8 protein-coding genes and 1 pseudogene are annotated in these 17,240 nt (G+C 60.1%); 6 read left to right on the top strand and 3 right to left on the bottom strand.

The features are described from left to right. Positions 1 to 442: 442 nt before the first annotated feature. Positions 443 to 3,913 carry a pyruvate carboxylase gene (gene pyc / locus A6B35_RS31270; protein WP_006206980.1) on the bottom strand — a complete coding sequence of 1,157 codons (3,471 nt, stop codon included), beginning with the start codon at positions 3,911 to 3,913 and terminating at the stop codon, positions 443 to 445. 2,567 nt (positions 3,914 to 6,480) lie between these two features. Between pyc and A6B35_RS31260 the strand changes: the two genes are divergently transcribed. The 4 genes and pseudogenes from A6B35_RS31260 to A6B35_RS35905 all read left to right on the top strand — a co-directional run bounded on the left by A6B35_RS31260 (position 6,481) and on the right by A6B35_RS35905 (position 12,464). Further along, on the top strand, positions 6,481 to 8,622 hold the full coding sequence (locus A6B35_RS31260; protein WP_006206983.1) for a CocE/NonD family hydrolase: 2,142 nt from the start codon (positions 6,481 to 6,483) through the stop codon (positions 8,620 to 8,622). A gap of 600 nt (positions 8,623 to 9,222) precedes the next feature. Continuing rightward, a pseudogene (locus A6B35_RS36870) lies at positions 9,223 to 9,449 on the top strand (IS66 family transposase); the annotation flags it as partial. Positions 9,450 to 9,857: 408 nt separating this feature from the next. Then, entirely contained in the window at positions 9,858 to 11,450 is a 1,593-nt protein-coding gene (locus tag A6B35_RS31255; RefSeq protein ID WP_006199498.1) for an ABC transporter substrate-binding protein, read from the top strand. A gap of 9 nt (positions 11,451 to 11,459) precedes the next feature. After that, complete coding sequence (locus tag A6B35_RS35905; protein ID WP_083209860.1) at positions 11,460 to 12,464, top strand: ABC transporter permease; 1,005 nt, start codon at positions 11,460 to 11,462, stop codon at positions 12,462 to 12,464. Between the two features lie 721 nt (positions 12,465 to 13,185). Here A6B35_RS35905 and purU read toward each other — a convergent pair. Both purU and A6B35_RS31235 read right to left on the bottom strand, forming a co-directional pair. Next, complete coding sequence (gene purU / locus A6B35_RS31245) at positions 13,186 to 13,962, bottom strand: formyltetrahydrofolate deformylase (RefSeq protein WP_006199537.1); 777 nt, start codon at positions 13,960 to 13,962, stop codon at positions 13,186 to 13,188. A gap of 506 nt (positions 13,963 to 14,468) precedes the next feature. Continuing rightward, positions 14,469 to 14,747 (bottom strand): hypothetical protein, encoded by a 279-nt coding sequence (locus A6B35_RS31235; RefSeq protein WP_244897192.1) that lies wholly within the window; start codon positions 14,745 to 14,747, stop codon positions 14,469 to 14,471. 155 nt (positions 14,748 to 14,902) lie between these two features. Between A6B35_RS31235 and istA the strand changes: the two genes are divergently transcribed. Further along, a complete protein-coding gene (gene istA, locus A6B35_RS31230) occupies positions 14,903 to 16,417 on the top strand; it encodes an IS21 family transposase (RefSeq protein ID WP_065518362.1) in 1,515 nt (504 codons plus the stop codon). Beyond that, positions 16,414 to 17,226, top strand: coding sequence for an IS21-like element helper ATPase IstB (gene istB / locus A6B35_RS31225; RefSeq protein ID WP_065518361.1), 813 nt, complete (start codon positions 16,414 to 16,416; stop codon positions 17,224 to 17,226). The genes istA and istB overlap by 4 nt, the downstream gene beginning before the upstream one ends. Positions 17,227 to 17,240 lie beyond the last annotated feature (14 nt).

Genomic DNA, 17,240 nt, shown 5'->3' with positions numbered 1-17,240 from the left:
AAAGATCGGAGTCGGACGTGCCGCATTGAGTCATAGCGAATTGCGCGGGGCAAACCTCCGTTTGGTCAGCGCGAATTCCCGCATGCCTTGCCGCCGCGTGCCTCGGCTGCGGCGGACGGAGATCGACCCGAACTACCCTGGCATCACCCTCGGTCCTTGCGACCGGGGCTTGCTGCTCGCAGAGCAGCATCAGTCTTCGGTGCGCGGGCAGGCGGAGCTCAAACACTCAAAGCGCTATCTGCCGGCGAAGAGGCCCGGCGTCGTGCATGTACGGCGAAATGCGGCGCGACAGGGAAGCTGCGAGCGTTGCGTCAATCAAGCAAAATGAGAATGCTGGCGGGTTGGAACGCAGGGAGGGCGTAGCCCGACTGGAGTTTCAACCCGGCGTTTGTCGGGTGATCGCCGTCAATCGGGTATGCCGGTAGTCCGAGAGCTTTCAAAGTCATGGGCATGCAGCCTCCACAACAACGAGCAGATCCTTCGCATCGATCTGGTCGCCGGCCTTGACCAGCACTTCGACGATCGTGCCGTCGCGTTCGGCGTGCAGCGCCGTCTCCATCTTCATGGCTTCGATGGAGAGCAGCACGTCACCAGCCTTGACCGCCTGGCCGGCGGCAACCGCAAGCGCGGAGACCACGCCCGGCATCGGCGCGCCGACATGCGCCTCGTTGCCGGGCTCGGCCTTGCGCCGTGCCTTGGCCGCCGAGGCGCCATGCGCCCTGTCCGGCACCTTCACGCGGCGCGGCTGGCCGTTGAGCTCGAAGAACACGGTAACCATGCCCTTCTCATCGACATCACCGATGGCAAGGCAGCGCACCACCAGCGTCTTGCCCTTCTCGATGTCGACAAAAATCTCGTCTTCCGGCTTCATGCCGTAGAAATAGGTCGGCGTCGGCAGGACACTGACCGGGCCGTAGGTCTCCTGCGCGCCGGCGAAGTCGGAAAACACCTTCGGATACATCAGCCACGAGGCGAATTCGAATTCCGAGAGCTTGCGCTCGAGCTTCTCCTCGACCTCCTTGCGGCTGGCCTTGAGATCGGCCGGCTTGAGCAGCGAACCCGGCCGCACCGTGATCGGTCTGTCGCCCTTCAGCGCCTTCTTCTGCAGCGCTGGCGGCCAACCGCCGGGCGACTGGCCGAGATCGCCGCGCAGCATCGAGACGACCGAATCCGGAAAGGCGATATCCCTGGCCGGATTTTCGACATCGGCAACCGTCAGGTCCTGGCTGACCATCATCAATGCCATGTCGCCGACGACCTTGGACGACGGCGTCACCTTGACGATGTCGCCGAACATCAGGTTGACGTCGTGATAGGTCTGCGCCACCTCGTGCCAGCGTGTTTCGAGCCCCAGCGAGCGCGCCTGCTCCTTGAGGTTGGTGAACTGTCCGCCCGGCATCTCGTGCAGGTAAACTTCCGAAGCCGGTCCCTTGAGGTCGCTCTCGAAGGCGGCATACTGGTTGCGCACCGCTTCCCAGTAGAACGAGATGTTGCGGATCCATTGCGGGTCGAGACCGGGGTCGCGCTCGGTGCCCTTCAGCGCCTCGACGATCGAACCGAGGCAAGGCTGCGAGGTGTTGCCCGAGAAAGAGTCCATCGCTGCGTCGATGGCGTCGACGCCGCTTTCCACCGCCGCCAGCACCGTCGCCGCCGACAGGCCTGAAGTGTCATGCGTGTGGAAATGGATCGGCAGGTCGGTTTCCTCGCGCAGCGCCTTGAACAGCACGCGCGCGGCACTCGGCTTCAGCAGCCCGGCCATGTCCTTGACCGCGATGATATGGGCGCCGGCGGCCTGCAATTCCTTCGCCAGTCCGACATAATATTTGAGGTCGTATTTGGCCCGCGCCGGATCGAGTATGTCGCCGGTGTAGCACATCGCGGCTTCGATCAGCTTGCCCTCGGCGCCGACCGCGTCCATGGCGACGCGCATGTTCTCCACCCAGTTCAGGCAGTCGAAGACGCGGAACAGGTCGACGCCGCCGCTTGCCGCCTGCTTGACGAAATGCTGCACGACATTGTCGGGATAATTGGTGTAGCCGACGCCGTTGGCGCCGCGCAGCAGCATCTGCAGCAACAGATTGGGCGCCGCCTCGCGCACCAGCGACAGCCGCTCCCATGGATCCTCGGTGAGGAAGCGCATGGCGACGTCGAAGGTCGCGCCGCCCCAGCATTCGAGCGACAGCAATTGCGGTAGCGCCCGCGCATAGGTGCCGGCAATACCGGCGATGTCATGCGTGCGCATGCGCGTGGCGAGCAGAGACTGGTGCCCATCCCGCATCGTCGTGTCGGTGACCAGAACCTCTTTCTGCGCACGCATCCAGGCCGCAAATTTCTCCGGGCCGAGCGCATCGAGTTTCTGCTTGCTGCCGCCAGGGATCTTGCCGTTGAGATAGGGCACCACCGGTGCCGCCGCATCGGCCTTGGGCATGGGGCGGCCGCGTGTCTCGGGATGTCCGTTGACGCTGACATCGGCCAGATAATTGAGCAGCTTGGTCGCGCGGTCCTGCCGCTTGACCTGCTGGAACAGTTCCGGTGTCGTGTCGATGAATTTGGTCGTGTAGGAATTGTCGGCGAAGCTCGGGTGATTGATGATCGCTTCGAGGAAGGTGAGATTGGTCGCCACGCCGCGAATGCGGAATTCGCGCAGCGCCCGGTTCATGCGGGCGATCGTCTCGGCCGGCGTCGGCGCCCACGCTGTCACCTTCTCCAGCAGCGGATCGTAGAAGCGGGTGATGACCGCGCCCGAATAGGCGGTACCGCCGTCGAGGCGGATGCCGAAGCCGGTGGCGCCGCGATAGGCGGTGATGCGGCCATAGTCCGGGATGAAATTGTGCTCGGGGTCTTCCGTGGTGATGCGGCACTGCAGCGCGTGGCCGTTCAGCCTTATGTCCTTCTGCGCCGGCACGCCCGATTCCGCCGTGCCGATGGCAAAGCCGTCGAGGATGTGGATCTGCGCCTTGACGATGTCGATGCCGGTCACCTGCTCGGTGACGGTATGCTCGACCTGGATGCGCGGGTTGACCTCGATGAAGTAGAATTTGCCGGTGTCGGCGTCCTGCAGGAACTCGACCGTTCCGGCACCGATATAGGCGGTCTCGCGCGCGATCTTCAGCGCATAGCCGCACAGCTCCTGGCGCAGCGCCTCGCTCAGATAGGGTGCCGGCGCCCGCTCGACGACCTTCTGGTTGCGGCGCTGGATCGAACAGTCGCGCTCGAACAGATGCACGGCGTTGCGATGCGTGTCGCCCAGCACCTGCACCTCGACATGGCGGGCGCGCTCGATCAGCTTTTCGAGATAGACCTCGTCCTTGCCGAAGGCGGCCTTGGCCTCGCGCTTGCCTTCCATGACCTCGCGGGCCAGATCGGCCTCGGAGCGGATGGCCCGCATGCCGCGGCCGCCGCCACCCCACGATGCCTTCAGCATCACCGGGTAGCCGATGGTCTTGGCGAGCCCCTTGACCGCCTCCATGTCGTCCGGCAGCGGCTCGGTGGCGGGCACGACAGGCACGCCGACCTCGATCGCCAGATTGCGCGCCGCGACCTTGTTGCCGAGCCGTCGCATGGTCTCCGGCTTGGGGCCGATGAAGGTGATGCCGGCCTCGGCGCAAGCTTCGGCGAACTCAGGGCTTTCCGACAACAGCCCGTAACCCGGGTGGATGGCGTCGGCGCCCGACAGCCTGGCGACGCGGAGCACCTCTTCGATCGACAGATAGCTTTCGATCGGCCCCATGTCCTTGCTGAGATGCGGCCCGCGCCCGACCTGGTAGCTTTCGTCGGCTTTGAAGCGGTGCAGCGAATATTTGTCCTCCTCGGCCCATATCGCCACGGTTTTGAGGCCAAGCTCATTGGCCGCGCGGAACACGCGGATGGCGATTTCGGATCGGTTGGCGACGAGGATCTTCGTGATCGGCATTCGACTCCTCCAAAGGATGCGCTTGACGATGCCGTCTGCGTTGCCAGTGCACGCATTGAGCATGGATTAGGCAGCCGTTTTCTGGGTGCGATACGACAATGATCGCTTTGAAGCGCTAGAGGACCAGCCATGCGCTGACGCTCGGCTGGCCGCTTTTGTGGACAGAATTGCCTTCTACGTCGCGAGCCACCTTCTTTACAGCGGCTGCTCCGGAAAAACGTGAGCCTTTTCACTGGTGGAACGGCATGACGCGGATGACCGGCACGTTTGCTGATGGGAGCCTATGGGAGGCGAGAGTGTCGCGCTGGGTCCTGCGAGAGGCTGGTGGAGGATCCCGTCGTCTTACTCAGTCCGTGAGCTGTGTTCTCGAGGCCATATTGTTCAATGTGGCCCGCCTGTCCGGAACTCATCATGGCGTCATGGTTCGCTCCGTTAACACTTCATCGCCGCGCTGTTGAACGATTGCCCCTGGGTTCGTACCGCAAGCCTCGAGTAGCGGCAACCGCCCTCGGGCTCGCCCAAGGCTGCCATTTGCGCAAAACGACGACAACCGCTTCTCACCAGAGACGCCAAAATGAGCCGCCGCCGATTGCCGCGAATGACCGCAGTAAACAAAACGCGCGATCTGTTCACGGAGATCCAGCGAGCAATCGTTCCCCGGCAGAGTTCGCACCATAGGAGTATGCACATACAGCAAGGCGAGCCGACGTCGATGCCATTCGACGAATGGGACCGTTGCACGCCCGGCTCACGATCTCGTCACCGCAAGAGGAGACCGGCGCTGCTCGGGAGGTATTTGATAGCGCCGGCCAGGCGGAACCAGGGTCCGCCGTAGTCCAGAATAGTTGAAGAGCCATATTGTTGATCAGGTCATCGACGTGATCCTTGTATCGGGCGGCCTCATCGATCTTTTCCCCGCTCGCAAACGGCGTGGACGTCACCATGCACACGGTTCGGAGGCTCTAAGTTGCACCTCGAATTCGTTTCCTAGCGAACCACGGCAATGTTCGGGGAACATTTATTGCTTGGCTATTGCGTGGCTCGCAGCCTGGTCATTTGATATTGAACTTCGCGATCCTTATAGGTAACGGCGCGGGATGCAATTTACTTTTTATCAGGGCCGGGATAACAATTACTCATGTCGAAGGATTATCGAGGGCATCGTTGAGTGCGCTACGCGCATTTGAAGCTGCCGCACGGGCATTTGAGTCTTACCAAGGCTGCCAAGAGCTTTCGGTCACTCAGGCAGGCGGTGAGCCCGCCATATCCTGACGCTGGAGGACCACCTAGACATCCAGCTCTTTGATCGCGGAAACCAGAAGGTATCATTGTCACCCGCTGGCGAGGAGTTGTTTGAAGCTGCGACCCTTAGCTGGCGCATATTGCAGCGGCTTTTGACATGTGAAGATAGGCAGAAAGCCGACGGTCGACCGTCGGCATGCCGATGTCGTTTGCAACGCCGTTTATGAGCCATCGGATTGGCGATTTCGTCGCGAACAACCCCGAAGTAGACCTGCCTTGGTCTCCTCGAACGCAGCCCGGCGCCAGCGACGGACGGGTTTGATATGTCCGGGGTCATGGGGTGTCTGGCGCGTCCTAGGTTCACCGCCAACGAGTTCTCCGGCGCGGAAGTCTTTCAGGTTGCAGTAATCATATCAGACACATTCCCGCGTATTCTCACGCCGGAGGATCTGGTAAGCGAGTCCTCCTGGTTATGGACGATCAGCATTTGGTCCGGCTACCCCTAGTCTCCCTTCGACTGGTGCACGGGCTTGGACAAGTTCGGGATCCCTTTCGACTTCATCCAACAAGGCAGTCTGTGATCAGAGGCAATGGCATCGGGCTGGGCTGGCGTCATTTGGTAAGTGATGTCCTCAATGAAGGCACCTTGATGAGGCCTCTGAGCGAGAGCTACCTACTTGGTAGAAAACATCATTTGGTCATTCCGGATACTGCACTTGAGTGGGACGAATTCCGCAATTGGGTGATGACACAGGTCGCAGATCTCAACCCCCTCCGGCCAACGTCGGCTGGGGGAAGACAGCAGGGCGACACCAGCTCCACACAGCGCGCGACACCAGGTGGCATCAAGGCCTGACATGCGCCTGATAACATTTATTCCTGCGGCACATGACTTTTTATACCGTTGTGCTGTAGCCGCCCCCGCCGCTAGCGTTCCCGGACCGATGAGAGGCAAACTTCGGGGAAAGTCGTCATCAAAGGTGCAGTTGCAGAGATGAACACTCGGTTTGCGAAGTCCCCAAACGCCTCAGTCGAAAACTCTAGGGAGACGCATTCTTCGCTCCAGGGCGCACGTAGAGCGTCACATAGGATGGCAGAATGAGCCGCACGTGGGCGGCCGAGCTTCCTGATCTACCGAGCTCAAAGGTGGCGGATGCACAAGCAATAGCGCGCTTTTCGTACTTCACGCTTTTCTGGCTAGCGAGGTGCCCTCTCGATGTCGGATTTTCAGCGCGCTGCAGGGCATCGCTCTCGTATCAAAAAGGTCAGTGGCTTAACCCAAGGGCAGCGACTGCGACGAGAACCGGACCGGAAGGGAGATGCGAATGACGAAGTTGCCCCTCATGAACACAGGAGCGCTCGCCGCGCCGTCCAGCGACGATCACGCGGCACTTCTCACCAGCGTCAGTGCCAAGGCATTTGCGGCCACGCCGGACGAGCCCGAGACATCACAGGCCGTGGTGCGAAGGGGTCCGCGCAAAGTGCGTGAAATCGAAAACATCTGGATTCCGATGTCCGACGGCACCAAGATTGCGGCGCGCTTGTGGCTGCCGGACGATGCCGAGAGCAATCCGGTGCCAGTGCTGATGGAGTACATCCCTTACCGCAAGCGCGACAACACGCGTCTTCGTGATGACGCCATGCACCCCTACTTGGCTTCTTACGGATATGCCTGTGTGCGGCCGGACATTCGCGGATCGGGGGATTCCGAGGGACTGCCGCAGGACGAGTATGTTGAACTGGAGCAGGACGACGGCGTCGAGATCATCGCCTGGCTCGCCAGGCAGCCTTGGTGTACCGGCAAGGTCGGCATGTTCGGGATCTCCTGGGGCGGTTACAGCGCACTGCAGGTGGCTGCACGACGTCCGCCCGAGCTCAAGGCGATCATCACGGTTTGCTCGACTGAGGACCGCTATTCCGAAGAGCCCTTCAACGGTGGCTTAATCCACGATTGTAATTTCTTTGAGTGGGGTGTTGTTTATCCCGCTTATTGTTGCCGTCCTCCCGATCCAGCCATTGTTGGGGACCGCTGGCGCGACATGTGGATGGAGCGTCTCCAGAACGTGGACTACTACCCCGTGAACTGGCTTACCCACCAGCACCGCGACGCATTCTGGAAGCGCGCGTCAGTCAATGAGGACTATGGTGCCATTCAATGCCCCGTCTATGCCGTGGGGGGTTGGGCAGATCCTTATCAGCGCACGATCCCGCGCATGCTGGCCAACCTGAAATGCCCACGTAAAGGCCTGGTCGGCCCCTGGGGGCACCAATATCCGAACAGTGGCGATCCGGAGCCGGCGATAGACTGGCTCCCCGAGGCGCTGCGTTGGTGGGATTACTGGCTCAAGGACGTCGATACGGGCACCATGGCCGAGCCGATGTACCGGGTATGGATGCAACAGGAGCCGGCAATGCGCGGCATACACCAGAGTCCCGGTCGGTGGGTGGCTGAGGAGATCTGGCCGTCCCCGCGCATCAGGCCGCGCAAACTCTATCTCACCAAGGACGGACTGGAGAACAATGCCGGCACCGAAACGGCACATGTTCTGAAGCCTTTGCAGACAGTGGGAATAACGGCGCCGAGTTGGCACGCGATGGACATCGACACGGAGCTGCCGACCGATCAGCGCATTGACGACGCTCGCTCGCTGACATTCGATTCCGAGCCGCTCGAGGGCGATTTCGAGATACTCGGCGCGCCGGTGGTCACTCTCGATCTAGCGTCCGACATGCCGGTTGCGCTCTTGGCCGTTCGACTCAATGAAGTCGAGCCCGACGGTCAATCAAAGCGGATCTCTTACGATGTGCTGAATCTGACCCACCGGGACAGTCATGAGTTTCCTGAGCCGCTGGAGCCCGGCAAGCGCTATCGCATCCGCTTGGCACTGAGGGATTGTGCCCATGTTTTCAAATCGGGCAGGCGCATTCGTGTTGCCGTGTCGACCTCATATTGGCCGGCTTATTGGCCATCGCCGGAGCCGGTGGTCCTTACAGTTTATGCCGGTGGGTCCGAGCTCGAGCTGCCCGTACGACCGCCGCGGGCCGAGGATAAGGAGTTGAAGCCCTTCGACCCCTTCATGCCCGAACCCACCTCCGGACGAACGGTGCTACAGAAAGCCCCAGCGCCGACCACAATCTCTGAATGGGATGTCGCAACGGGCAAACTTACGATACGCACCGCCGTGCCCGGCGATCGATATAGGATTGATGCGATCGGCACAGAATTGTGGTCGACTGCCAACGAGGTAACGGAAATATTTGAACACGATCCGACCAGCGCCAAGGTCGAGACCCAGTTCATTACGACGTATAATCGCAGCGACTGGGATGTCCGCATCGAGAGCCGTCTGCGATTCAGCTTGACCACAGACAATTTTTTAGTTGTTGGTCAGATAAAGGCCTTCGAGCACGACAAAGAAGTCTTCGCCAAGACTTGGAATCGTACTATCCCGCGCATGCTTGTTTGATACCCGGATCGTGAATGGCATAACGTGAGCGATAGCGAGACGCGGCGCAATGTTCGTGAGATCGAGAATATCTACCAACGAACAGCCTGCGCGTCTGGTCGACCAAGCTTGCGAAATGTGTGATGGGTGGTTGGGGATCTTTGGCGCAAGTTGGCGAGCGAGATTCGTTCATCAGCCTGCCCGCAGCCTGCCCGCCTTGGCTCCCTGATGAAGTGGGCGCGGCTGCCATATGGCGGTCTCACAACGCGCTATCGGCAAGCAGAATCTGAGGCATCTGTTACCCCAGCATCCAGAATCTGGGTGTAGACAAGTAGGCGCGGGACGCCGCCGCAAGGTATGAGAGTCCGTGCCGAAACTCATTGGTGTCGCACAATGCGCCGCACAACAATGATGGCCGCTGTGTAAGAGTGTCGTGGAGTGCAGGGGTTGTGTATCGTCACCGTGAACTGGGACCGGAAAATCGCCGCTCGGGCGCGTCGCTTGCTGGTATCGCGGGTAGTGTGCTGAGAGGTCTGCAAATTCGCTGAGAGAGGGCGGTCGAGGCAGGCTGGTGAGGTTCAACGTCATCGGTTCCTGGAACCAAGGTAGAAAGTAAGGCCGTCAGCGCTGAAGACTTCACCAAAACGCTTCGCCGACCAGACGCCGCGCCGGTGCTCGATCCTGGCCGCGGCAAGACCAAGACTGGGCAGCTTGGGGCCTATGCCCGATCGACCATGGGGGGACCGACCCGCCGGGGGCGGCGCCTATGTCTATTCGCCGGACCGAAAGACCGGCGGCTCATAGCTCATCTCGCAGGCTTGACCGCAATCCTTCAGGTCGAAGGCTATCCGACCGGCCGAATCATTTGGTGTTTCCGGTTACCGCGATTTACTGCGATTGAGCGAGAGGACGTCCAGACCTGTCGCAATGGCTGATCGACAGATCGGGACCACAATCCAATCCCGCCGGAGTGGGCTGCCGAGTGCGCCAAGGCAACATCGGACGCAACGAGACATCGGCTGGCCTGCAGAGCCACCATCATCCGATAACATTTAGTCGTGCGGCACATAACTTTTTGTTCCGTTGTTTTGTTGCTGCCGCGTCCCTAGCGTTCCTAGGTGTGAAACAGCCCGTGACGGAAGTTGCCTTCAACCAGCGTGGTCTCATCTCAAAATCAAATGATGACTTCAACACACAGGCTGAAATGGACGTAAGCGTCCCGGAGACTGAATATCGACTAAAAAAGGGAACAGATCATGAAGCATGCCATAGGCAATATGAGCCGCCGGTCCTTTCTCAAGACCGGCGCTGTGCTTGGCGGGGGAGTCGTCGCAGGCGGCATGCCGTTGTCGCAAGCCATCTGGGCGGCCGAAGGCAAGGTGCTCGTGGCGCGTTCTAGTGGCGACATCGTCAAGCTCGATCCTGGCTTCTACGTCGGCCAAGGCGACACGGATGTGATGAGCTGCATTTACTCGAAGCTCACGCGCTACAAGCCGGGCTCAGAATGGGGCTGGGAGCTCGAGGCGGCAGAAAAGATCGAGCAGGTCGATCCGACCCATGTCCGCTTCCGCCTTAAGAAGGGCATCAAGTTCACTGGCGGTCACGGCGAGCTGACTGCCAGAGACGTCAAATTCTCTTTCGAGCGCGTCATCAAGCATAATTCGCCGGTAAAAGGCGATTGGGGCCCGCTCGACCGTGTTGAGATAGAGGATGATCTTACTGGCGTGATCGTTCTGAAGACGCCATACGTGCCCCTCTGGAACGTCGTGCTCCCCTATGGGGTTGGCCATATCGTTTCTGAAGACGCGGTGATGAAGGCAACCAAGGACGGTGGTGACTTCGGCTTGAAGCCGCCCGCATTCTCCGGCCCATATGTAATCGCCGACTTTAAGCCCGGCCAATTTCTGCTCATGACCCGTAATGCTGAGTGGTCAGGCCCCAAGCCGGGCTTTGACGAAATCCGTCTCCTGCTGATAGATGACGTCAAGGCAGCGGAGCGCGCCTATCGCGCGGGCGACGTTGACATCACTACAATTAGTTCAGATTCTCTTGCGACCTTAAAGGTCGCCCCGCCCGCCGACACCAAGATCGAGAATTTTCCCTCGCTCTACTATAATTGGCTCGGCATGAATGTGGATCACCCAAAGCTCAAGGACATCAACGTCCGTAAGGCGATCCAATGGGCGATCAATGTGCCGCAGATTCTGGACGCCGCCTATGGTGGTCAGGCCGTCGTTGCCACTGGCGCCGTTGCTCCGGGCCTTATCGGGCACCGCGAGAAAGCGCTCGTCCCGCCGGAAGGGGATCTGGCGAAGGCCAAGGAGTTCCTGGAAAAGGCCGGTGTTAGCGATCTCACCTTGAGCATCGATTGCCTGAACACAAGCACTTTTAAAACGATAGCCGAGACAGTCCAGGCGCAGCTCTCGCAAATCGGCATCACGGTTGAGATCAATCTCCAAGATTCCGGCTCGTTTTGGACGACCGGCATGGAGTCTGAGGGCGAGCGATGGAAGGCCTTGCAACTCTACGTCCAACAATTCTACTCGCAGGCGGACCCGCACACCGCGACGTGGTGGGCCAAGCAAGAACAAGTTGGCGTGTGGAATTGGGAGCGCTTCCGCAGTCAGCGTTTCGACGAGCTCAGCGAGAAAGGGTTCACGGTCAGCGACCCCGGCGAGCGCGCCAAGATCTATTACGAGATGCAGGACCTGATGGAGGAGTCCGGCGCCTATCGCTTCCTATCTAATGTGAGCTGGCCGCTCATGTATCGGACCACCAAGATAGAAGAGGCCGCAACCCGTCCGGACGGCATCCCGCTTTACCTCGATTTCAAGCCGGTCTCGACGTGATCGGAAGAAATGTGGCTCTATCTGCTCAAACGGCTCGTCCTCGCGATCACAATTATTGTGATCGCGGTGACGCTACTGTTCCTGATGATCAGAGCAGTGCCCGGCGATCCTGCAGCGGTTCTGCTCGGCCCGCGGGCGACTCCCGAAATGAAGGCGCAGCTCCATGAGCAGATGGGGCTGGACAAGCCGTTCGTCGCGCAAATCGCTACCTTCTTCGGTGGATTGCTCCATGGCGATCTCGGTTTTGATGTGTTCAGCCAGAGACCTGTTGCCGAAATCGTCTTTGAGCAATTGCCATATACGATCGAATTAATTTTGGTGTCGATCTTATGGGCAGTCGTGATAGCCGTGCCGCTCGGCTGCTACTCGGCGATAAGGCGTAACTCCGTGATCGACCAGGTAACCGGCGTCCTGTCGGTCGCCACCATCGCCATTCCGTCCTTCGTAATGGCAGTCTATGCGCTGCTGATTTTTGCCGTAACTCTGCGCTGGTTGCCAGCGGTCGGAGCCGGCAATGGATTCTGGGATGGGCTTACCTATCTCATTCTTCCAGCTTTCGCCATAGGGATTGGCTGGGTCGGCTACATCTCCCGACTGGTGCGCGCGTCGATGCTTGAGATCCTGGGGGAAAACCACATACGGATGGCTCGCTCCTTTGGGATCTCGGAATGGCGCATCGTTGCGCGCTACGCGCTGCCGCCGCACTTGATCGCCTCAATGGACAAGAGCACTTCGCCGACCTTAGCCTGGCCGGAGGTAACGGCAAGTGCGGAGACGAATGGGTGTGGCGGTCGGCGGGGCCGTGCAGTCCCTTATCGATCCCGGCTCGGTCAGCTTCGCAGGTGGTTCTATCTCGTGCACGATGAGAATGGCACACCGTTGAGGTCTTACCCCGTTATCAAGCCAACGATCGGACCGAGAAGCATGAGCAATATCAGGAGCACAAGACACAAGATGAAAGCTACCGAGACTGCCCGAAGGTCGTTGACGGCCTCGGGTAGTCGTTTGACATAGTGCCTCTGATCGGGTCGACCCCGGCTTCCACGTAACAACAAGAGACTTCACCATCTGGATTAAATGACCGACATCAGCCGACTTCTTAAACTGATCACCGCTTAGGCGTAGGACTTTCGGGTGCTCGGGTTGCTGTGGTGCGACAGGAAGATTCCACGAAAGCGCGTTTCGGCCCGCTGATCGGTAGCCCAGACGAGTTCAAGTAGGCGTGTTTCGAGCGATGGCAACCAGGTCGCGTATCGAAGTACGGGGGAAATGCTTTCCCGGGCCTCAAGCTGCCTTGCCAAGGGCCGCCATTGGAGATCATCGGCACCCTAATCGCGGCGCGTAGCTTGACTCGGCCTGCGGTGATCGACTGCCAAGTGTTCACGCCGCGCCTAGCAGTACCAAAGTGACAATGTCGTTCCAGTTCGAAGGTATATGAATACCGCAGCCTAGCATAGCTTCTATATGACCTAAAGGACATTATGTCATATAGAACTAACTTTCGACGGGCGTCCTGGCAAACGCGGCGACACACTGTTTGTAGGTGAGGGCACGTTCGTCGCGACCGCACCTGCAATGGCGCCGAGAGCGGCAGCCGATTCCGGTTGGTACGGCGGCTTATCAACCCATACGCTCGGAGGCATAGGAGCCGGGGCTGGGGCGGAAAAACGATTGTCTTGTTGCCGTTCTTGAAGGTGCGGTGGTGTATATGCGCGTGTACGGCGCGGGCAAGCACCTAGCTTTCCACATCTCGGCCGATCGACACGTAGTCTTCAGCCGATTGCCCATGCGTGATCCGGGCAACGTCCTGCTCGATAATCGGGCCTTCGTCGAGATCCTCCGTCACGTAATGCGCTGTCGCCCCTATCAGCTTCACGCCGCGCTCAAAAGCCTGCTTGTAGGGGTTAGCCCCCTTGAAAGACGGCAGGAACGAGTGGTGAATGTTGACGATCCTGCCCGACATCTTTTTGCACACGGCGTCCGACAGAACCTGCATGTAGCGGGCGAGAACGATGAGTTCGGCGCCGGACTGCTCGACCACCTCCATCAGTCGGGCCTCAGCCAGGGCCTTATTGTCCTTCGTTACATTGATGTGATGGAAGGGTATGTCATGGTTGACGGTGACCTTCTGATAATCGAGATGGTTAGACACGACGCCCACGATCTCGATGGGCATCGCGCCGATCTTCCAGCGATAGAGCAGGTCGTTGAGAATGTGGCCGAAGCGAGAGACCATGAGCAAAATTCTGGTTTTTTTGTCACTTCGGTTAAACTCATATTCCATCGCAAATGCCGCCGCGATCTTGGCAAAGCCCTCGCGTATCTCGGCCTCCTCAACGTCCGTTTCCGACAGAAAGCCGACGCGCATGAAAAAGTGGCCCGTCGAGAGGTCGTCGAACTGAGAGCTGTCCGTAATGTTGCAACCCTTGTCCGCGAGATAGCTTGAGATGGCCGCGACGATGCCACGTGTCGATTTGCAAGAGACGGTGAGGATGTGATTGTTTTTAGTCACAGTTAGCTCCAAGCTCCAAGGCGTTAATGGGCATGGGATGCTTGACACCGCCCCCGGCGGGCTTGGTAAAAAAACCAACATAATTTCACAGATACAGAATCGTTTTTAGAAGTCGCGACTCGTCGACCTGGTGTCCGTTGCGCGACCACCAGCCTAGTTCGCTAAGCGTGACGGAGGTTTATGCGCTGAGACAAGAGCCTCCATCACCTCCGTGAGCCGATCGACGTCGACTGGCTTCTCGAACCTCGCCGTATTCCTGAAGCTTTCAGGGATATTCGAAGCGTTGAAGCCCTGCAGAAATACAAATGGGATTTGGCGTCGCTGCAAATGCTCAGCCGCCGCAAAGGTCGCCTCGCCTTGCAGGTTCACTGAGGACGGCCCCGTCAATAACAGGCGACGACATGATGGCGTCCAAGGCATCTTCGATGGTAAGCGGTGCGCCAAGGCACCTGTCCCGAAATCGTCTTGATGGTTAGATCGATCGTTGGTCGGCGCGCCGGCGCCGATCACTTCGGAGCGTCATAACGGGTGAAGTAGTGGAGTTCGCGCAGGACGGGGATGACGAGGGCGATGTCTTTGTACGCCTCGTGCTCGATGAAGCGCGCGGTTTCGGCCCTCGGCTTGGGCTTGCCGAGGACAGGCCTGCCCTTTTTGTCGACGCAGTAGATCAGGATCGGCAGCAGCAGGCCGTGGTTGGGGTTGTTGAGGTCGAGTAGCGATTTCCATTTTTTGTTGTTGAGATTGATGGCTGCGGCGCGGCAATGAACGTGAGAGCGCAGCGTCAATCAGGATGAGAATGCCGGCGGGTTGGAACGCAGGGAGGGCGTAGCCCGACTGGAGTTTCAACCCGCCGGTGGCGCGTTCCTTTTCCGGGGCGTCGTCTGGTGATCACGGTCGACCGGGTATGCGGTGGTTTTTCCTGTTGGGGAGGAATCACTTTGTGCCCGGCCGCCACGTAACCGATCACCAATTGAGGCTTTTCATGAAGTTCCGGAAGACCAATACGACGGCCGTCGCGGCGGCGAAGGCGTCGATCAGCACGGCCACGGCCTATCGCATCGAGAAGGATTCGAGACTGCCGTCACAAAAGAAGGTTCCGCGGCAACGACGCCGGCCCGATCCGCTCGCCGAGATTTTCGACGCCGAGATCGTGCCGCTGCTGCGGGCGGCTCCTGGCATCCGGCCGGTCGCCATCTTCGACGAGATGATCAGGCGACATCCCGAACTGAGCATCGGCATTCGCCGCACGATCGAGCGCCGTATTCGATCCTGGCGCGCCATCCATGGCGAGGAGCAGGAGGTCATTTTCCGGCAGGTCCACGAACCCGGACGCATGGGATTGTCGGATTTCACCGACATGGCCGCCGCCGGCGTGACGATCGCGGGCCAGACGCTCGATCACCGGCTCTACCATTTCAGGCTCGCCTATTCGGGCTTCGAGCATGCGCATGTCGTGCTCGGCGGCGAGAGTTTCGTTGCTCTGGCGGAAGGCTTGCAGAATGCGCTGTGGTCGCTCGGCGGGGCTCCCCGCGAACATCGCAGCGACAGCCTCTCGGCGGCATTCCGCAACCTGGACAAGGACGCACGGGAGGACCTGACGCGCCGCTACGACGAACTGTGCGGCCACTACGGCATGACGCCTTCCCGCAACAATCGCAGCATCGCGCATGAGAACGGGTCTATCGAGGGGCCGCACGGCCATCTCAAGCGAGCGCTCAATGACGCGCTGCTGATGAGAGGATCGAGCGATTTCGACGACCTGGCAGCCTACCGTCGCTTTGTCGACGAGATCGTCAGCCGCGTGAATGCTCGCAACTCCAAGCGCATCGACATCGAGCGGACCGAACTTCAGGAACTGCCCGTCCGGCGCACTTCCGACTACGAGGAGGTCACCGTGCGCATCACGTCATCGGGCGGGTTCACGCTGCGCAAGGTGTTCTACACCGTGCCCTCACGCCTGATCGGCCACCGCCTCAGAGTGCGGCTCTTCGATGATCGGCTGGATATCTTCATCGGCGGCACGCAGATCATGACGCTGCCGCGCGGGCGCGCCTCTTCAACCGGCAAGCACAACCAGGTCGTCAATTATCGGCATGTCATCCATTCGCTGCGCCGCAAGCCGATGGCGCTGCTCAACCTCGTCTACCGGGACCAGCTGTTCCCGCGCGAGGCCTACAGGCGAACCTTCGACAAGCTCATGGAGCGACTGCCTGAGTGGCAGGCCTGCCGCACCATGGTCGAGCTTCTCGCCATGGCGCACGAACGCGGCTGCGAGAGCGAACTGGCCGATCAACTGACTGCCGCGCTGCAGGCACGGCGATTGCCCGACATGGCTGCTTTGCGGGAACGGTTCGCGCCGGATCCCGCCCGACTGCCGAGGGTCGTCGTGCGCCTTGCTCCGCTCAACGACTATGAAGCCCTGCTTGGCGCCAACCTGACAGGAGATGCGGCATGAAGACGAACCCCGCCGTCGATTCAGCCAAACTGAGCTTGCTCCTCAACGAACTACGCTTACCGGCCATCCAGGGTATGTGGCCGCAGTTTGCCGAACAGGCCGACAAGGAAGGTTGGCCGGCCGCTCGCTTCCTGGCTGCGATCACTGAACATGAACTGGCCGAGCGCGACCGGCGACGTATCGAACGCCATCTCGCCGAGGCGCGCCTCCTGCCGGGCAAGACCCTCGACACATTCGAGTTCGAAGCCGTTCCGATGATCTCCAAGGCCCAGGTTATGGCCATCACCGCCGGCGACACTTGGCTGGAGAAAGGCGCCAATCTGCTCCTGTTCGGCCCGCCCGGCGGCGGAAAGAGCCATCTCGCCTCGGCCATCGGACTCGCCCTTATCGAAACCGGATGGCGGGTCATGTTCACCCGCACCACCGATCTCGTCCAGAAGCTTCAGGTCGCGCGCCGCGAACTCGGCCTCGAAGCCGCCATCAACCGGCTCGATCGCTTTCACCTGCTGATCCTCGACGACCTCGCCTATGTCACCAAGGACCAGGCCGAAACCAGCGTGCTGTTCGAACTCATCAGCGCCCGCTACGAGCGGCGTTCCATGCTGATCACCGCCAATCAGCCCTTCGGCGAATGGGGGAGGGTCTTCCCCGATCCCGCCATGACGCTCGCCGCGGTGGATCGCCTCGTCCATCATGCAACAATCTTCGAGCTGAATGTCGAGAGCTATCGGCGGCGCGAGGCCATCGAGCGAAAGCGGGGGCCAGGCAGGCCGCCGTCATATGCGACACCCGCGAACGTCGCTTCCTGATTGACGCGCCGCGA

Source organism: Mesorhizobium amorphae CCNWGS0123, from assembly GCF_001686985.1.
GTDB lineage: Bacteria > Pseudomonadota > Alphaproteobacteria > Rhizobiales > Rhizobiaceae > Mesorhizobium > Mesorhizobium amorphae.
This window is presented reverse-complemented; position numbering and strand designations above follow the sequence as displayed.